The sequence below is a fragment of the Leisingera sp. ABM4_060 genome (genome assembly GCF_056158765.1).
Genome location: NZ_JBSWTX010000001.1, coordinates 141,259 through 159,288, shown reverse-complemented (window position 1 = coordinate 159,288; position 18,030 = coordinate 141,259). Strand labels below are relative to the sequence as shown.

At 60.8% G+C, this 18,030-nt stretch carries 12 protein-coding genes; 6 read left to right on the top strand and 6 right to left on the bottom strand.

Annotated elements, in window-relative coordinates:
* Positions 1 to 731: 731 nt before the first annotated feature.
* A complete protein-coding gene (locus ACXAEH_RS00655; RefSeq protein WP_475030570.1) occupies positions 732 to 1,994 on the top strand; it encodes a hypothetical protein in 1,263 nt (420 codons plus the stop codon).
* Positions 1,984 to 4,779: a DEAD/DEAH box helicase gene (locus tag ACXAEH_RS00650; protein WP_475030569.1), complete on the top strand. Its 2,796-nt coding sequence runs from the start codon at positions 1,984 to 1,986 to the stop codon at positions 4,777 to 4,779. The genes ACXAEH_RS00655 and ACXAEH_RS00650 overlap by 11 nt, the downstream gene beginning before the upstream one ends.
* A gap of 574 nt (positions 4,780 to 5,353) precedes the next feature.
* Here ACXAEH_RS00650 and ACXAEH_RS00645 read toward each other — a convergent pair.
* Genes ACXAEH_RS00645 through ACXAEH_RS00625 form a run of 5 tightly spaced genes read right to left on the bottom strand, consistent with a single transcriptional unit; the run spans position 5,354 to position 10,261 of the window.
* On the bottom strand, positions 5,354 to 5,767 hold the full coding sequence (locus tag ACXAEH_RS00645; RefSeq protein WP_039159416.1) for a F0F1 ATP synthase subunit epsilon: 414 nt from the start codon (positions 5,765 to 5,767) through the stop codon (positions 5,354 to 5,356).
* Between the two features lie 57 nt (positions 5,768 to 5,824).
* A complete protein-coding gene (gene atpD, locus ACXAEH_RS00640) occupies positions 5,825 to 7,249 on the bottom strand; it encodes a F0F1 ATP synthase subunit beta (RefSeq protein WP_475030568.1) in 1,425 nt (474 codons plus the stop codon).
* A 21-nt stretch (positions 7,250 to 7,270) separates the two neighbouring features.
* Complete coding sequence (locus ACXAEH_RS00635) at positions 7,271 to 8,146, bottom strand: F0F1 ATP synthase subunit gamma (protein ID WP_475030567.1); 876 nt, start codon at positions 8,144 to 8,146, stop codon at positions 7,271 to 7,273.
* A gap of 15 nt (positions 8,147 to 8,161) precedes the next feature.
* Positions 8,162 to 9,700 carry a F0F1 ATP synthase subunit alpha gene (gene atpA / locus ACXAEH_RS00630; RefSeq protein WP_475030566.1) on the bottom strand — a complete coding sequence of 513 codons (1,539 nt, stop codon included), beginning with the start codon at positions 9,698 to 9,700 and terminating at the stop codon, positions 8,162 to 8,164.
* A complete protein-coding gene (locus tag ACXAEH_RS00625; RefSeq protein ID WP_475030565.1) occupies positions 9,701 to 10,261 on the bottom strand; it encodes a F0F1 ATP synthase subunit delta in 561 nt (186 codons plus the stop codon).
* A gap of 497 nt (positions 10,262 to 10,758) precedes the next feature.
* On the opposite strand from ACXAEH_RS00625, the gene ACXAEH_RS00620 reads away from it, so the two are divergent.
* Positions 10,759 to 12,618, top strand: coding sequence for a hypothetical protein (locus ACXAEH_RS00620; protein ID WP_475030564.1), 1,860 nt, complete (start codon positions 10,759 to 10,761; stop codon positions 12,616 to 12,618).
* 39 nt (positions 12,619 to 12,657) lie between these two features.
* Here the strand turns inward: ACXAEH_RS00620 and ACXAEH_RS00615 are convergent, their stop codons facing one another.
* Entirely contained in the window at positions 12,658 to 13,404 is a 747-nt protein-coding gene (locus tag ACXAEH_RS00615) for a class I SAM-dependent methyltransferase (RefSeq protein WP_475030563.1), read from the bottom strand.
* A 55-nt stretch (positions 13,405 to 13,459) separates the two neighbouring features.
* Between ACXAEH_RS00615 and gloB the strand changes: the two genes are divergently transcribed.
* From gloB to ACXAEH_RS00600, 3 genes are all read left to right on the top strand, one after another.
* On the top strand, positions 13,460 to 14,233 hold the full coding sequence (gloB, locus tag ACXAEH_RS00610; RefSeq protein ID WP_475030562.1) for a hydroxyacylglutathione hydrolase: 774 nt from the start codon (positions 13,460 to 13,462) through the stop codon (positions 14,231 to 14,233).
* Between the two features lie 179 nt (positions 14,234 to 14,412).
* Positions 14,413 to 16,737 (top strand): ATP-dependent Clp protease ATP-binding subunit ClpA, encoded by a 2,325-nt coding sequence (clpA, locus tag ACXAEH_RS00605; protein WP_039129233.1) that lies wholly within the window; start codon positions 14,413 to 14,415, stop codon positions 16,735 to 16,737.
* Positions 16,737 to 17,726, top strand: coding sequence for a M23 family metallopeptidase (locus tag ACXAEH_RS00600; protein WP_475030561.1), 990 nt, complete (start codon positions 16,737 to 16,739; stop codon positions 17,724 to 17,726). The genes clpA and ACXAEH_RS00600 overlap by 1 nt, the downstream gene beginning before the upstream one ends.
* The last annotated feature ends 304 nt before the right edge of the window (positions 17,727 to 18,030 follow it).

Genomic DNA, 18,030 nt, shown 5'->3' with positions numbered 1-18,030 from the left:
ATCCTGCTGGTTAGGAACATGTCATGCAGGGCAATTTCGGAAAATTTGGTGAGAATTGGGTTAATGGGCAGGAGGGATCGACGGCAGATCGCAAGAAGGTGAGGTTGACAATGCCGGAAAAAGAAAATGAGCGAACAGCCCGGCCGCGCAATTCGGCTCAAGGCAAGGCCGGCTTCGAGCCCTTTGCGGTCACTGACCACCACCTTGACCCTCACACCTGCAGCGCGGAGCGAAGGGCGCTAAGCAACCGTTCACGGACCAATTTATGAAAGACCACGGTCGGGACCAACCGGACTTTCGCTGCGGGCGCAGCCTAGACTTCCTCGCGTGCTCGCTTCATGCAGAAAATTGACTTTGCACAGTTTGGCGCGCGGCCCAAAGCCGTCGTTCGTACCAGGCCAAGAAAATGGCCATCGTGAACCCAAAACAAACTCTGGCAGTTGGCAAGGCGCAGCGTCGACAGGATTGAATTTATCCTTAGCATTTCAAATGGGCGAGCTCCCGCTTTGATCTTCTATGCTCAAACAGCGCAAACCAAGCGGCCCTCAAGAGGGCATCGACTTGTACAGTGCTCCTCTCAGCCAGGAGTTTGATGCTGCCTGTGGTTGGGCTGTATGCGAGATGAGCGCCGTGCAAATTGGAATGGATATTCATGGATTCGGAGAGTAGGGTGAGCGTTGCATTACCCTAGGGTGATTGGACCATCTATTTTGCTAGAGTGATAAAACTGAATGGCTTTGAAAGTTTGGCTTACCCGGCGCATTCCAGCCATGTCCAAGTCAACAGCTGCAAAACTGCGTGGCAGCAATGAAGGTAGCCTCGCGGTCGATGAGTTGCCTCCAGTTCCGCTTGATGACCTGATTCAGGAGTCTCAACAGAAGGTCGAAGCCTCGATCCAGAAGTTACACCCTGACCAAATGCCGCCGCTTTGGGATGTTCAGAATGTCTCACAAGCTGAAGACACCAGTACTGATCTGCCTCAAGAAGACCTGTTTGGCCTCTTGCCTCCACATTCGATTGGTCTGTTCGAAACGGTGCGTGATGGTATCTTGGATGACCCCGAGGCGCTCAGTCATCATCCCGTGCCAACTGCCGACACCCTTTTCCCAGAATACTCGTTAGACGGCCCACCTCCACCACCAGAAGTAGACCTCCCTGCGGTCCACCAATCGTTGGAGGACTTACCTCCACCGCCGCTGATGCCGCCGGTCGATCTTCCCCCTCAAGGACAAGACGACATCCGAACCGGCGCTGATCGGCCCCAGTCAGCGCCCAAATTGCTCGATCGCGATGAACGCGGCGCCTACATAAGGGCGGTGAACCTGTTCCATAGGCTTCATCGCGTTGGGAACGAAGGGCGTAAAGGTGCGATCAACCGTCTATTCGAAATCGTAGTGGCGTTTCCCCATGGCACATCTGTCCGTGCGATCGGTGGACTGTTTGACAGTGGCTGCGACCTGCATGAGATCGAAGACGCTGCGGCGCTGAAAGAACATTGGCGGTCCGATAGTTCCCTATGGCTGCGCCGTTACCTTGGAACCCTTGAACTTCACAGTGACAGTAGGCACCAAACCCATCTTTCATGGGCAGCCGCCCATGCGCTGTCCTATTCAATGGGACGTGAACGCGCTCTTGATGCACTTCAGGGGATTTTGCTTAAGGAGTGGCTCACGATGAAGCGGGATACATATTCCAGATCAGCAATTGAGTTCTGCTTTTATCACCATTTCGTGCTGAAACGCGCTCAGGAAATCTTTGAAGGCAGCATGGACCCGATCCTGCAAGTCTACGAAGGCACCATCCATGATGACCCTGTAATGCCAACTTATATCCAGGTCAGAAATACCGCACCGAATTTCACAGGACAGGCAACTGAGAAAGTCTTCCTGCCAAGCATGCAAAACATCGATCAAATTTCGTCGACATTCGGGCGACAAACCAAGAAAGAAAAGGAAATCGCGCAGGATGCGAAAGGAGCCACTGATGCTGGATAACTCAAAAATAGTAAATGGTGGTTTGCCTGTGACGAACTGCCTGATCAAACTTGATGGCTCTAGCGGAAACGTTGTCGAACTGGTTCCTTCGGCTGCCCCCACGCATGCTCGCGTTCGCTTTCGCGATGGTATCAAATCCGTGCCACTCCAAAACGTCCGATCTGGCTACTTTCCAGGATTGGAAGTGGAGCATTTGCCGCAGATGCGTAAGGGCTTTGGTCCCGGGCGGATCGAGGCAACGCGCGAGTTGGCCGGGTTCGAGCAGTGCCTCGTATTGTTCTTCGATGATGGGATCTCACGTTGGGTCCCCTTCCAAAGTCTTGCCTATTGTGCTGATGTCACATACCGAATGACAGGTGGTCTTGTTGGACACCACGCGGATGACCATGCCGAAAGATTCCGCATTCGGACGTTGGGACTGGCGCTGTCCGCGTGGGCCGACTCCACTGGTGCCTTCAGCCGTCTCGATATAGATCCGCTCCCCCACCAGATCCACGTTGCACGGCGCGTTGTCGAGGAAAGTGTTCCCGGCTGGATGATCGCAGACGACGTTGGCCTAGGAAAAACCATAGAAATGGGCCTGATCATCCACGCGCTGCGTCGGCAAGGTCGAGCACGACGGGTTCTGATTGTCTGTCCATCCTCTCTCGTAACGCAATGGAAGGATGAGATGCGCAGGCGCTTCGGGCAAACCTTTGTGATTTATGGGCGCGACTTTTCGCCTGAATACCCAGAGGAGATTGCGATCCATGACGGCGTGATCATTTCAATGGATCTCGCCAAACGCGATCCACACATCTCGCTGCTCACGAACTGTGGCGGATGGGATCTGATCGCAGTAGACGAAGCTCACCGTCTTGGTGTCAGCGAACGCGGCGAGCGCACAGAGCGGTACGCGATGGCTGAGATGCTTCGCGCTGTTACCCCCCTCATGGTTCTCCTTTCCGCGACCCCACACCAAGGCAAGACACGACGCTTCGGCGCGCTGCTCGAGCTGGCTCGCCCCGATCTGGAGCTGGAGATTGCACAACTCGAAGCCATGCCGGAGGTTGTCGGAGATATTGTGATCAGGAACCCAAAAAATTGCGTAACTGATGCTTCTGGCACATTGCTGTTCAATGGTCACGATACCCGCCGAGTTGCCGCTGAACCAAGTGCCGAAGCTGTGGCATTTGATCGCGCGCTGCAGCGGTACATTCAGCACGGCTATGGCGCCGCGGCTCGCGCATCCGGCGCCCGGGGTCGAGCAATCGGCTTTGTGATGACGACCTACCGGAAACTCGCGTCTTCGAGCCTCGCGGCAATTGATCGAGCGCTTAGGCTTCGAAAAGAACGTATCGCACTGGAAGGCCTTGGGCTTACGGCAGAAACCAGAGCCGAACAGCTTGAGCTCGGCTTCATTCATGAAGAAGACCTTGGATCCTCCGAGGACCTTTTCGACGGCCCAGAATTCTTCACTCATGAAGAAGAGGAGATCGAAAAACTCATTCAACTGGCGGCTGAAGCGCGGCAGACCGATGAGAAAGGCAAGCTGTTCCTTGAACAGATCCTCAAACCACTCGGCGAAGAAAATCAGTCGCTATTGGTATTCACGGAGTATCGAGCAACCCAACAGTGGCTTGCCGAGTTGATTGCTCTGCATCAGCCTGGGATAACAGTCGCTCAGATCAACGGCTCCATGAAGATTGACGACCGGGCAAAAGAGGTTGAGCGTTTCAACGAGGGCGAAGCGCATGTAATGATTTCGACCGAAGCTGGTGGTGAAGGTTTGAACCTTCAGCAGAATTGCCATGTTATGGTGAACTATGACCTGCCTTGGAATCCTTCGCGTATCGTACAGAGGATTGGTCGTCTTTATCGATACGGGCAAACCAAACGGGTCCAAGTAATCAACCTCAGCGTCAACGACAACTTTGATGCCCACGCAATCGACGTCCTGGTCGATCGTGTCGAGACCATCGCTCGAGAACTGGCGACAGTTCAAAAGGACTCAGCCGAAAGCATGGAGTCAGAAATCCTGGGGTCCCTACTGCAACAGATTGACATGGAGGAGATCCTGACACGAGCGGAAGGAATCAACATCGCACGAACAGAGGAAGAAATCGAAGCCGCTCTCGAAATTGCCAAATCGGCCCGGCTCGCCGAAGAAGAAATCCTCAGTTTCGCTGATGCAGCCGGTTCGACGATGAAGACCGATTTGGACCACCGGCATTTGGCATCGTTTGTCGCAGGAGCAGCTGAACGGCTCGGGATGAAGCTGCGCCGATGGGATCAGGACAAGGGGCGTGTTGAAATCACATTGCCCGACGACTTGATCAATAAATTTCCGCACTACGGGCGCGCAGAACACCTGACATTCGTTGCGCCGCGTGCTGGCGCGCAAGTGCCAAAGCACGCGTTTCCACTCGATTTGGAAACGCCACTTGTCAGCTACATGCTGCGCCATGTTTCTGAACGCATGTTCGATGGCCTCTACGCCTGCTCTGACACGAACTCTGGCGGGAGCATTGCAACCTTACGAACACGCACCCAAGACTTTGATGGTCGCCCCATGGCCGAGAAGATTTCGCTTTGCGAGATGGGCGCGAATAATGAATGGAATGAGATGAGGCACGAGGATGTATCGGAGTTTCTCCTCGTCCCGCTTACGGCTGATCAACCCAGACATATCCCACAGACAGGAGTAGAAAGCCTGAAAGCAGTCGCTGAAAGTATTCTTGCGTCTGACGTCTATCGACGCGGCAGCCCATTATTCTACCGAGTTGAAGCTGCACTCGCGGTTTGAAGACCCATTTTGTCCGGTTCCGACGGCCAACGCTGGAGCATTTTGACATTTTGGATCTAACCTGGACGACATAGTCCATCCTGCTACGCGGCTCGATGATGGGGATGGCTTGGTGAACAACCCCATTGGACCTGCAGCAGCTGACAATATTCTATTTAGGTAGAATGAGCGGGCAACGAAACGAAGCAGGCGGGCCTAAATAAAATAGGTAGCTCATACGCAATTTCTTCGACTTGCGTTCTAATCATCTGGGCCATCGATGCCTTGCTCAGCGAAAGTTCAGTTTCCGCCAGGCCTGTCGAGCCGCCGTGTCCGCTCCGAGCTGTGAGTGGCGCACTGCGCCCGCCACATCCGAGCTGGTAGGCAAAGGCAGCTATGGGCTCGATCCCGCCTTCCGCTGCGGTACTCACTGACCGCCGGTTCATCCCGCAGGATGACATAGGTTCTCCAGGCGTTGGAGCTAAACAGAGCGCATTCCACAGCGCTTCTCCGCTGGCCTAAGCGCTCCTGCATCCCAAGAAAAAACCGGCCCCCAAACGGGAGCCGGTTTCTTTTCGTCCAATCCGCGCTTGGATCAGAGGGACATATGGGTGCCCAGGGCTTCCATGTCGGCGAGCAGCTTGGCTGCGTCCTCGACCAGGCCGTGGGGCTGGTCTTCCTCTTTCGCGGTCTTGTACATCTCGCGGGCTTCCTCGATCAGCGCGTTCATCTGATCGCGGGTCATTTCAGCCATCGGGATCGCGCGCTCGGCCAGAACCGACAGGCTGTCGCCTGCGATTTCGGCAAAGCCGCCGGTGACCAGATAGTCCGCGTTGCCTTCCGGGCTTTCGACCTTCAGCACGCCGGGGCGCAGGGTAGTGATGGTCGGCGCGTGCTGAGGCATCGCCGTCATGTCACCCTCGGCTCCGGGGATCTGAACCGCGCTGGCCTGCAGCGAAGCCAGGCTCCGCTCGGGGCTGACGAGGTCGAATTGCATCGTTTGTGCCATTGGGGCCTCCTTTCAGGGTTCCCCTGCCCCGCCAGCGGCGCAGGGGAAAATCCGTGCTTAGGCGGCTTCCGCAGCCATCTTCTCGGCTTTGGCCAGCACTTCGTCGATGCCGCCAACCATGTAGAAGGCGCCTTCGGGCAGGTGATCGTATTCGCCGGCCACAACCGCCTTGAAGGAGGAGATGGTGTCTTCCAGCGGAACCTGCACACCGTCGGAGCCGGTGAACACCTTCGCAACGTCGAACGGCTGGGACAGGAAACGCTGGATCTTACGCGCACGCGCAACGGTCAGCTTGTCCTCTTCCGACAGTTCGTCCATGCCGAGGATCGCGATGATGTCCTGCAGCGACTTGTAGCGCTGGAGGATCTGCTGAACGTCGGAAGCCACTGCGTAGTGCTCTTCGCCAACGATCTGCGGGTCCATCAGGCGCGAGGAGGAGTTGAGCGGGTCCACAGCGGGGTAGATGCCGAGCTCGGAGATCGCACGGTTCAGAACGGTGGTCGCGTCCAGGTGGGCAAAGGTGGTTGCCGGTGCCGGGTCGGTAAGGTCGTCCGCGGGAACGTACACAGCCTGGATCGAGGTGATCGAGCCGTTCTTGGTGGAGGTGATGCGTTCCTGCATGGCGCCCATGTCGGTTGCCAGGGTCGGCTGGTAGCCCACCGCCGAAGGAATACGGCCGAGCAGAGCCGACACTTCCGAACCCGCCTGGGTAAAGCGGAAGATGTTGTCCACGAAGAACAGAACGTCGGTGCCGGACTGGTCGCGGAACTGTTCGGCCAGGGTCAGGCCGGTCAGTGCAACACGGGCACGGGCTCCCGGAGGTTCGTTCATCTGACCGTAAACCAGGGCCACCTGGGATTCTTCCAGGTTGTCCGGCTTGATCACGTTGGATTCGATCATTTCCCAGTACAGGTCGTTGCCTTCACGGGTCCGCTCGCCAACACCCGCGAACACGGAGAAGCCCGAGTGCACTTTGGCGATGTTGTTGATCAGTTCCATGATGAGAACGGTCTTGCCCACGCCGGCGCCGCCGAACAGGCCGATTTTGCCGCCTTTGGAGTAAGGGGCCAGCAGGTCGATGACCTTGATGCCGGTCACCAGGATCTCGGACTCGGTGGACTGTTCGTTGAACTCAGGCGCGGGCTGGTGGATCGCGCGGGTCTCGGTCGCGTTGACCGGGCCCTTTTCGTCCACGGGCTCGCCCACGACGTTCAGGATGCGGCCCAGGGTCGCGTTGCCGACCGGGATCGAGATCGGCGCGCCGGTGTCGGTCACTTCCTGACCGCGGACCAGGCCTTCGGACGCGTCCATCGCGATGCAGCGGACGGTGTTTTCGCCGAGGTGCTGAGCCACTTCCAGAACCAGGGTCTTGCCGTCGTTCGGGGTGTGCAGTGCGTTCAGAATTGCGGGCAGGTGGTCGTCGAACTGGACGTCCACAACGGCGCCGATGATCTGAGTCACCTTGCCTTTTGCTTGTGCCATTTGTTGGTCTCCGGTTGTCTCTTAGAGCGCCTCAGCGCCCGAAATGATTTCAATCAGCTCGTTGGTGATCACGGCCTGACGGGAACGGTTGAACTCGATGGTCAGCTTGTCGATCATATCGCCCGCGTTGCGGGTCGCGTTGTCCATCGCGCTCATCCGGGCACCCTGTTCGGATGCGCCGTTTTCCAGCAGACCCGAGAAGATCTGAGTCGCCACGCCGCGCGGCAGCAGGTCCGCCAGGATCCGCTCTTCGCCGGGCTCGTAGTCATAGACCGCAGAGGTGGTCTCGGCTTCGCCGCCCTCGTAGGAGGCCGGGATGATCTGCTGAGCGGTCGGGATCTGGGTCACGACGTTGACGAACTCCGCATAGAAGATCGTGGCAACATCGAATTCACCAGCATCGAACCGGGTCAGGATGTCCTTTGCGACAGCCTGCGCGTTGGCATAGCCGATGCGCTTCACTTCGCTCAGGTCCACATGGCCGACGAAATCATCGCCCAGGTCGCGCTTCAGGGCGTCGCGGCCCTTCTTGCCGACGGTCAGAACCTTGACCGTCTTGCCCGCGGCCTTCAGCTCGGCCGCCTTCTGGCGGGCGAGCTTGGCAATGTTCGAGTTGAAGCCGCCGCACAGACCGCGCTCGGCAGTCATCACGACCAGCAGCTGAACCTGGTCCGAGCCGGTGCCGCGGAGCAGCTTGGGCGCGGAGTCGGAGCCGCCGACCGAGGCCGCCAGCCCTGCCATCACGGCATTGAACCGCTTGGTGTAGGGCCGGGAATCCTCGGCAGCTTCCTGGGCGCGGCGAAGTTTCGCCGCGGCCACCATTTGCATGGCTTTGGTGATCTTGCGGGTCGATTTGACCGACTCGATCCTGTTTTTAAGGTCCTTGAGAGAAGGCATGTCCCGTCTCTCTCCTTATGCGAAGGTTGCGGCGTATTCGTCGATCGCAGCCTTGAGTTTGTCAGCGGCGTCGCCCTTGATCTTGGGATCTTCGTTGGTGATCCAGTCCAGGGTTTCTTTGCCTTTGCCGCGCATGTGGGCGATCAGGCCTGCTTCCCAGCGGCCGACGTCTTTCAGCTCAACACCGTCCAGGTAGCCGTTGGTGCCTGCGAAGATGACGCAAACGATTTCGGCGTTGGTCAGCGGCGAGTACTGCGGCTGCTTCATCAGCTCGGTCAGACGGGCGCCACGGTTCAGCAGCTGCTGGGTGGCGGCGTCCAGGTCGGAGCCGAACTGGGCGAAGGCTGCCATCTCGCGGTACTGGGCCAGCGACAGTTTCACCGGGCCTGCAACGGTTTTCATTGCGTTGGTCTGAGCCGAGGAGCCCACACGCGAAACCGATAGACCGGTGTTCACGGCGGGGCGGATGCCCTGGTAGAACAGTTCGGTTTCCAGGAAGATCTGGCCGTCGGTGATCGAGATCACGTTGGTCGGAATAAACGCGGACACGTCGCCGCCCTGGGTTTCGATGACCGGCAGAGCGGTCAGCGAGCCGGCGCCGAAGTCTTCGTTCAGCTTGGCCGAACGCTCCAGCAGGCGGGAGTGCAGGTAGAAAACGTCGCCCGGATAGGCTTCACGTCCCGGCGGACGGCGCAGCAGCAGGGACATCTGGCGGTAGGCCACAGCCTGCTTGGAGAGGTCATCATAGATGATCAGCGCGTGCTTGCCGTTGTCGCGGAAGTATTCGGCCATCGCGGTTGCGGCATAGGGTGCCAGGAACTGCAGCGGGGCCGGGTCGGACGCGGTTGCGGCAACCACGATCGAGTATTCCATGGCGCCGGACTCTTCCAGCTTTTTCACCAGCTGGGCAACGGTCGAACGCTTCTGGCCGACAGCCACGTAGACGCAGTACAGTTTCTTGGACTCGTCGTCGCCCGCGGCGTCGTTGTAGACCTTCTGGTTCAGGATGGTGTCCAGAGCCACGGCGGTCTTGCCGGTCTGACGGTCGCCAATGATCAGCTCGCGCTGGCCGCGGCCGATCGGGATCATCGCGTCAACCGACTTGAGGCCGGTTGCCATCGGCTCGTGCACCGATTTACGCGGGATGATGCCCGGCGCCTTGACGTCAGCAACCTGACGCTGGGAGGCGTTGATCGGGCCCTTGCCGTCCAGCGGGTTGCCCAGACCGTCGACAACGCGGCCCAGCAGCTCGGGGCCGGCCGGAACGTCCACGATGGAGTTGGTGCGCTTGACGGTGTCGCCTTCTTTAATGTCGCGGTCGGAGCCGAAGATCACGATACCGACGTTGTCGGCTTCCAGGTTCAGCGCCATGCCCATGATGCCGCCCGGGAATTCGACCATTTCACCGGCCTGAACGTTGTCGAGGCCGTAGACGCGGGCAATACCGTCACCAACGGACAGCACGCGGCCGATTTCTGCCACTTCGGCTTCTTGACCAAAATTCTTGATCTGGTCTTTAAGGATCGCAGAAATCTCTGCTGCTTGGATACCCATTTATCCGACCTCTTTCATTGCATTCTGTAGGGAGTTGAGCTTGGAGCGGATCGAGCTGTCGATCATCTTCGAGCCCACTTTAACGACAAGACCGCCGATGATGGAGGCATCGACGGAAGCATTGATGGTAACTTTCTTGCCCACGCGCTCGGCCAGGGTCTTGGCCAGCTTTTCGCTTTGGGTCTTGGTCAGCGCCTTGGCAGAGACCACTTCTGCGGTCACTTCGCCGCGGGCATCGGCCAGGCGGGCGCGCAGCGCCTCGATCAGCGCGGGCAGCACAAACAGGCGGCGTTTGTCGGCCATCAGAGCCAGGGTATTGCGCAGGACGGGATCAATGCCCATCTTGTCTGCCACCGCGGTGATAGCGGCGCCCTGCTCTTCGCGCGACACCAGCGGCGAATGGATCAGGCCGTTGAGGTCGTCGCTGTCAGCCAGCGCGGCTGCCAGGTCATTGATGCTGGATTCAAGGCTGTCGAGCGCCTTGTTTTCTTCCGCGATGTCGAACACCGCCGTGGCATAGCGCGCAGCAATGCCTGCAGAAATCGAAGCTGGTTCGGACACGTCCACCCTTCCGATATGTTTTTGGCCCCGGTTGGCATACCTGGCCACAGGCGGCGTCCGGGGGCGTGAGTCATCCCCCATTGGCAGCGGGGCGTTGAAATCAGCGTGGGTCTAGCAGAGCGGATGCGACCTATCAACTCTCTATAACGGTAACATTGGAAAGCAAGTTTCACATGTTTTCAAAGACTTGCGAGAAGTGCGGCCCTTTGACCACAGTATATTATTAAAAAAGTGCGGCTGAACTGCAGGATTTGGCGATTCCGGAAAGCGGCATTTGCACCAAAAAACGTCACATATGGAGGGAAAACCACCCAAACGGGCGGTGCGGGCAGATTTCGGGAATCGAAATGCAACGGCGTTTTACCGCCCCCTGGCCCCTTGGAGGGAAAGACCTGCCCTTTCTTGCGGCGGAGCGCCCCGGATGCTGGACAAACCCAAGTTTCAGCGCAATTGTGACGGTTATCGTGAAAATTACATTCAACTGAAAGATTGGTCGTATGCTTGCCGTAATCCTGATGGCCACAGCCGGTGTCGCCGCCGCAGCCGCCGTCATCGACACCATCAACGACGAAGACGATACCCCCCTCGCCCCAGACGAGCCGGAACCGCAACCTAGGCCGGAACCGGAACCTGAGCCGCAATCTGATCCCGAACCGGAGCCGGAACTCGAACCGGAGCCGGAACCCGAGCCTGAGTTTGAGGAAACCGTTCTGGGTACGGCCGGCGACGACACGCTTGAGATTTCCAGCGGCCAGACCGGGTTCGGCCTGGACGGCAACGACACGCTTGGCAAACGGTTTGAGGACAACGTCACGCTGCATGGCGGCGGCGGGGATGATTACCTGTATTCCGGCAGCAACGGCATCGCGTCTGGCGGCGGCGGAAACGACACGATTGATGTTGCCTCCTTCGCCCAAGCGACCGGCGGCCAGGGGAACGACCAGATCAGTGCCGGCCGGGAAGCAAGCGTTGACGGCGGCACAGGCAACGACACGATTGACGTGTCCCTGCAAGGCACCGTTACGGGCGGCGCCGGGAATGATCTCATTGATGGCAACCGGGAGAGCGAGGTTTCAGGCGGCACGGGTGACGACACGCTGCATGGCGCAAGCGGCAGCACGCTTGAAGGCGGCGCTGGCAATGACGAAATCCATCTCCGGCCCTTGTCCGGCGAACGCGCTTACGGCAGCGGCGGTGAAGGTGCGGATCTTCTGACCGGCAACGGCCACGCAGATCTTGATGGCGGTGAAGGCAATGACACATTGACCTATACCCATGCCTTCGACCGGAGCGAAGGCCCCGGCCTTCTGACCGGTGGCGCTGGGGAAGATGTGTTCAATATTGGAACGACGCATACAGGCCCGGCGGTTACGGAAGATGAAAGGACAACCGCTGTCATCCGGGACTTTGATCCCGGGGAAGATGTCCTGGCGCTTTATACAGGTGAAACCGACGGACAGGGGTTTGGCAGCATACTGGAATTTGAAACCCGCCCAGCCGGGGACAGTACCGAGGTGGTGGTCCGCTTTACCGGCTCTCATACCGGCGCTGACGCCTATGTGAAGACTGCGGTGATCCTTGTTGAGGGGGTCAGCGACCTGCCGGCGGATCAAATCCGGCTGATCGACAGCGGCGGGCCGGAGCTGGATCCGGTGTTCGGCGATGACACCGGCGAGGCCTACGGCAGCGGGGTCTCCTCCTATTATTCCACCTTCGGCGGTGATGACACTGTCGCGGCCGGCGGCATTCATGATGTGGCGCGGCTGGGGGATGGCAATGATGTGCTGACCGCCACCAGCCACAGCCTGGCGGTGAACGCCGGCAACGGCGATGATGCGATTGCCTGGACCCCGGCCGGCGCTTCGGACAGCAGCAGCATCATCGACCTGGGCGACGGCGACGACACGCTGACCGCCAGCGGAGACAACCTTGAGGTCCGCACCGGCCTGGGCACGGATGTGGTTAACATTGCCCGTGACGCCGGGGCAGACGTCGAAGTCCAGAGCCAGGGCGGCAATCAGCTCAGCGTTGGCATGGGCCACGATGTGCATATGGCGGGCGATGGCGACCGGATGACCGTGAATGTCTACCCTGAGCATCTGGACCGGGACGCGGGGCTGCTGACGCTGGACAGCACCAGCGTCACCGGTTTCACTGTCACCTTGAACCTGCCTGCGGAGATCGAAGGCCCGCTGGAAATCACCCGCGAATTCGATGGGCGGTATGAGCAGCAGGAAGTCTTCCGCTACACATTCTCCACCCAGGACGGTACAGACCTGCTGGTGATGGACATTCCGCAGGGCAACGCCTTTTCCGCGGATGATGTCGTCGTGAACAGAGACGTGGTGTTTACCTGAGTGCCGGAGCCGGGCGGTTCTGATTGCCCGGCTTCCGCTTCAGGCCGGTTCCGGCATCGGGTTGGAGAGGCCTTCCAGCACCCGGATGCGGCTGGGAGTCTTGCTGCGGATCATCTGGCCCTTTTGCGGGTAGGTCTGCTTGCTGACCTCGACCATGAACACGCCGCCCGCGATCATCGCCGGCAGCTTGCGTCCCATTTTCTCGAGCATACCGCCGGATTTCAGCCAGAACCGCTTGTGGCTGGGCAGCCGGTAGAGCGCCGCGGTGTGCTGCTCGATGGCGAACTGGTGGTCGCGCAGCTGGCCCTCGAGCTGGCGCAGCGTGTAGGGGCGGCCAAAGCCGAAGGGCGTGCGGTCCGAGCGCGCCCAGAAACCCGCCCGGTTCGGCACCACGAAGATCGCCCGCCCCCCGGGCCCCAGCGCCCGCCAGCATTCCTCCAGCAGCCTGGTCGGCTGCTCTGATGTTTCCAGCCCGTGCATGACCACCAGCCGGTCGATGCGGCCGGTGTCGATGGGCCAGCTGGTCTCCTCGCACAGGACCGAGACGTTGGGCAGGCCCGCCGGCCATTGCATCACCCCCTGCGGCCCCGGCATCAGCGCCATCACCCGCCGCGCGCCCGTCAGGTAGGGGCGCAGCAAGGGGGCGGCAAAGCCGAAGCCTGCCACAGTCTGCCCCTCGGCCTCCGGCCACATCTCGAGCAGGCGGCCGCGGATCGAGGCCTGCGCGGCGCGGCCCAGCGTGCTGCGGTAGTAGAAATTCCTCAGATCCTGAACATCAAGATGCATTGCGGGCGCCCGCTCCTTCGGCCAATCTGGGCGCAGTTTAGCAATGTAAAGGCGAATGGCCATGCCTCTTGAGATCATCACCCTGCCCTGTCTGTCGGATAACTATGCCTTTTTGATCCATAATCCGGCTTCGGGCGAAACCGCGCTGGTGGATGCGCCCGAAGCGGGTGCCATCAAGGCTGCGCTGGCGGAGCGCGGCTGGGGGCTGGATTGGATCCTGCTGACCCATCACCACTGGGACCATGTGGACGGCGTCGCGGAGCTGCGCGGGGCCTATGGCGCCAAGGTCATTGGAGCGGCCGCAGATGCCCACCGCCTGCCGGAGCTGGACCTGGCGGTCGAGGACGGCGGCACATTCACGCTGCTGGGTGAAGACGTGCATGTGATGGATGTTTCCGGCCACACCGTGGGCCATATCGCCTTTCACATGCCCGGCGCTGACGCGGTGTTCACCGCCGACAGCCTGATGGCCCTCGGCTGCGGCCGGCTGTTCGAAGGCACCCCGCCCCAGATGTGGAAAAGCCTGTCGCGTCTTGCCGCGCTGCCGCCGCAAACTATGGTTTACTCTGGACATGAATACACCCAGGCTAACGGTGCCTTTGCGGTGACCGTGGACCCGGGCAACCCGGCGTTGCAGGCGCGTGTGCGCGATATCGCAAAGGCCCGTGAAAACGGTGTGCCGACGGTGCCGTCTTCCTTGCAGCAGGAGCTGGACACCAACCCGTTCCTGCGCGCCGGTGACGCCGCCGTGAGAGCAAACCTGGGCATGGAAGACGCTGAAGACGCGGATGTTTTTGCCGAAATCCGCAAGCGCAAAGACAATTTCTGAACAAATCAAGGGGTCCAGAGGGCAACAGGGAGAAAATATTTGTGACCCCAAAATGCAGAAAAGCCCTTGAAGCCGGCGCTCTATCAACCAAACTCTAACCTTATAAGCACATGGTTGAACTGAGGGGATGGTTAACGCCGACCCCGTACCGGCCAACCCAAGATCAGAGGAGCACGCCCGTGCCTTCATTCTCGAGCACCCTGGAACAGGCCATTCACGCAGCGCTGGCGCTGGCGAATGAACGCCGTCATGAATTCGCAACCCTGGAACATCTGCTTCTGGCCCTGATCGACGAGCCCGACGCGGCCCGCGTCATGCGCGCCTGCAGCGTCGACCTATCCGAATTGCGATCCTCCCTGGTGGAATTCGTGGATGAGGATCTGGCCAACCTGGTGACAGACATTGACGGCTCGGAGGCGGTGCCGACCGCCGCCTTCCAGCGCGTCATCCAGCGCGCCGCCATCCATGTGCAAAGCTCCGGCCGCACCGAGGTGACCGGCGCCAATGTGCTGGTGGCGATCTTTGCCGAGCGCGAAAGCGACGCGGCCTACTTCCTGCAAGACCAGGAAATGACCCGTTATGACGCGGTTAATTTCATCGCCCACGGCGTTGCCAAGGACCCCGCGTTCGGTGAGTCCCGTCCGGTGACCGGCGCGACCGAGCAGGAAGAGGACAATCTGACCGCCGCACCGGAGGGCGAAAAGAAAGAGTCCGCGCTGGCGAAATACTGCGTCGACCTCAACGCGAAATCCCGCGACGGCGACATTGATCCGCTGATCGGCCGCGACCACGAGGTCGAGCGCTGCATCCAGGTGCTGTGCCGCCGCCGCAAGAACAACCCGCTCTTGGTGGGCGACCCCGGTGTCGGCAAGACCGCCATCGCCGAAGGCCTGGCGCGCCGCATCGTCTCGGGCGAAACCCCGGACATCCTGTCGGAAACCACGATCTACTCGCTCGACATGGGCGCGCTCTTGGCGGGCACCCGCTACCGCGGCGACTTTGAGGAGCGGCTGAAGGCCGTGGTCTCCGAACTGGAGGACCACCCCGACGCGGTGCTGTTTATCGACGAAATCCACACCGTGATCGGTGCCGGTGCGACCTCCGGCGGTGCCATGGACGCCTCCAACCTGCTGAAACCTGCGCTGCAGGGCGGCAAGCTGCGCACCATGGGCTCCACCACCTATAAGGAGTTCCGCCAGCACTTTGAGAAGGACCGCGCGCTGAGCCGCCGGTTCCAGAAGATCGACGTGAACGAGCCGTCGGTGGAAGATTCCATCGAGATCCTGAAGGGGCTGAAACCCTATTTCGAGGAGCATCACGGCATCAAGTTCACCGGCGACGCGATCAAGACCGCGGTGGAGCTGTCGGCGCGCTACATCAATGACCGCAAGCTGCCGGACAAGGCCATCGACGTCATTGACGAGGCCGGCGCCGCGCAGCATCTGATCATCGAAAGCAAGCGCCGCAAGACCATCGGCGTCAAGGAGATCGAGGCCGTGGTGGCCAAGATCGCCCGCATCCCGCCGAAGAACGTGTCGAAAGACGACGCAGAGGTGCTGAAGGATCTGGAGAAATCGCTGAAACGCGTGGTGTTCGGCCAGGACGATGCGATCACCGCCCTGTCCAGCGCCATCAAGCTGGCCCGTGCGGGCCTGCGCGAACCGGAAAAGCCGATCGGCAATTACCTGTTTGCAGGCCCCACCGGCGTCGGCAAAACCGAGGTGGCCAAACAGCTGGCAGACCAGCTGGGTGTGGAACTCTTGCGCTTTGACATGTCGGAATACATGGAGAAACACGCGGTCTCCCGCCTGATCGGCGCGCCTCCGGGCTATGTCGGCTTTGACCAGGGCGGCCTGTTGACCGACGGTGTCGACCAGCACCCGCACTGCGTGCTGCTGCTCGACGAGATCGAGAAGGCGCACCCGGACGTCTACAACATCCTGTTGCAGGTGATGGACAACGGCCAGCTGACCGACCACAACGGCCGCACCGTCAATTTCCGCAACGTGATCCTGATCATGACCTCCAATGCCGGCGCATCCGAGCAGGCAAAGGCTGCCATCGGCTTTGGCCGCGACCGCCGCGAGGGCGAGGACACCGCTGCGATTGAGCGCACCTTCACGCCGGAATTCCGCAACCGCCTGGATGCGGTGATCTCCTTCGCGCCGCTGGGCAAAGAGGTGATCCTGCAGGTGGTCGAGAAGTTCGTGCTGCAGCTGGAAGCGCAGCTGATGGACCGCAACGTCTCGATCGAGCTGACCCGCAAGGCCGCCGAATGGCTGGCCGACAAGGGCTACGACGACCGCATGGGCGCGCGCCCCCTGGGCCGGGTCATCCAGGAGCACATCAAGAAACCGCTGGCCGAAGAGCTGCTGTTCGGCAAGCTCACCAAGGGCGGCGTGGTGCAGGTCGGCATCAAGGACGGCAAGCTGGATCTGCGCCTGGAAGGCCCCAGCAAGCCGCGGATCTCCGGCAACAAGCCGCCGCTGCTGACCGCAGACTGATGCGCCTTGCCGCACTGATCACAGCAACATCGCTCGCCGCGCCCGCCGCGGCGGGCGATTTTCTTTTGCAGTTGCCGCTGGAGTGCACCCTGGGCGAGGACTGCCACATTCAGCAGTTTGTCGACCATGACCCGGGGCCGGGCGCCACGGATTTCACCTGCGGCACGCTCAGCTATGAGGGCCACAAGGGCACCGATTTCGCCCTGCCCTACCTGTCGGACATGCAGGCCGGCACAAAGGTCCGCGCCGCCGCGGACGGGGTGGTCCTGGGCACCCGCGACAGCATGGCCGACACCTATGCCACGGCAGAGAACGCCGCGGACATTGAGGGCAAGGAATGCGGCAACGGCGTGATCCTGCGCCACGCCGATGGCTGGGAAACGCAGTACTGCCACATGAAACGCGGCTCGGTTCAGGTGCAGAAAGGCATGAAGGTCGCGGCGGGCGATGTGCTGGGCGAGGTTGGCCTCTCCGGCAAGACCCAGTTCCCGCATCTGCATCTTTCGGTGCGCAAGGACGGCGCGGTGGTGGACCCGTTTGCACCAGAACGGCAGGGCACCTGCGGCGCGGCGCCTGCGGACACGCTCTGGGCCGACCTGCCGCCCTATCAGCCGGGCGGCCTGCTGGGGGCCGGATTCAGCACCGCTATCCCGGACTACGCCGCGATCCGGGCCGGAGCCGCCGATGAGGCGCCGCTGGCGCCCGATGCGCCGGCCTTTGTTTTCTGGGCCTACGCCTTTGGCGGCCAGGCGGGCGACACGCTTGAGCTGACGGTGACCGGCCCCGGCGGCGAGCTTGTCTCCCACAGCGAAGCCCTGCCCAAGAACCAGGCCCAGTTCTTCCGCGCCGCCGGCCGCCGCCTGCGCGGCGATGCCTGGCCTGCAGGCAGCTATTCCGGCACCGCCCGGCTGCTGCGGGACGGCCAGGAGATCGACCGCTTCCTCAGCAGCATGGATATCGCCCCGCAAACCGGCGCGGCCTCGCAATGAGGCGCTGCCGCAGCCGCCGGGGCGCAAGCCGCGGCGGCTGCGCGGCCCAACGGGCGCGGGTGCCCCTTGGGGCGGCCCGGCGCCGGGCGGGAGCATTGCGGCTGCGGCCCCTGCACAGCCCCGGCCCGCCGCCGGTTTGAAACCCTCCGCATTTGCAATAGTTTAATAAGGGCCCTACTGCCCGGTGGGGCAGCAACCCGTGTGTAACTAGTAGCTTGTCTCCTTTAGTGAAGCGGGTTGCACCCGCCGCCCCCGCACTCCCAAGCCAGCCGTACACAGCAACCGGCCCGGACATCGCAGCCCG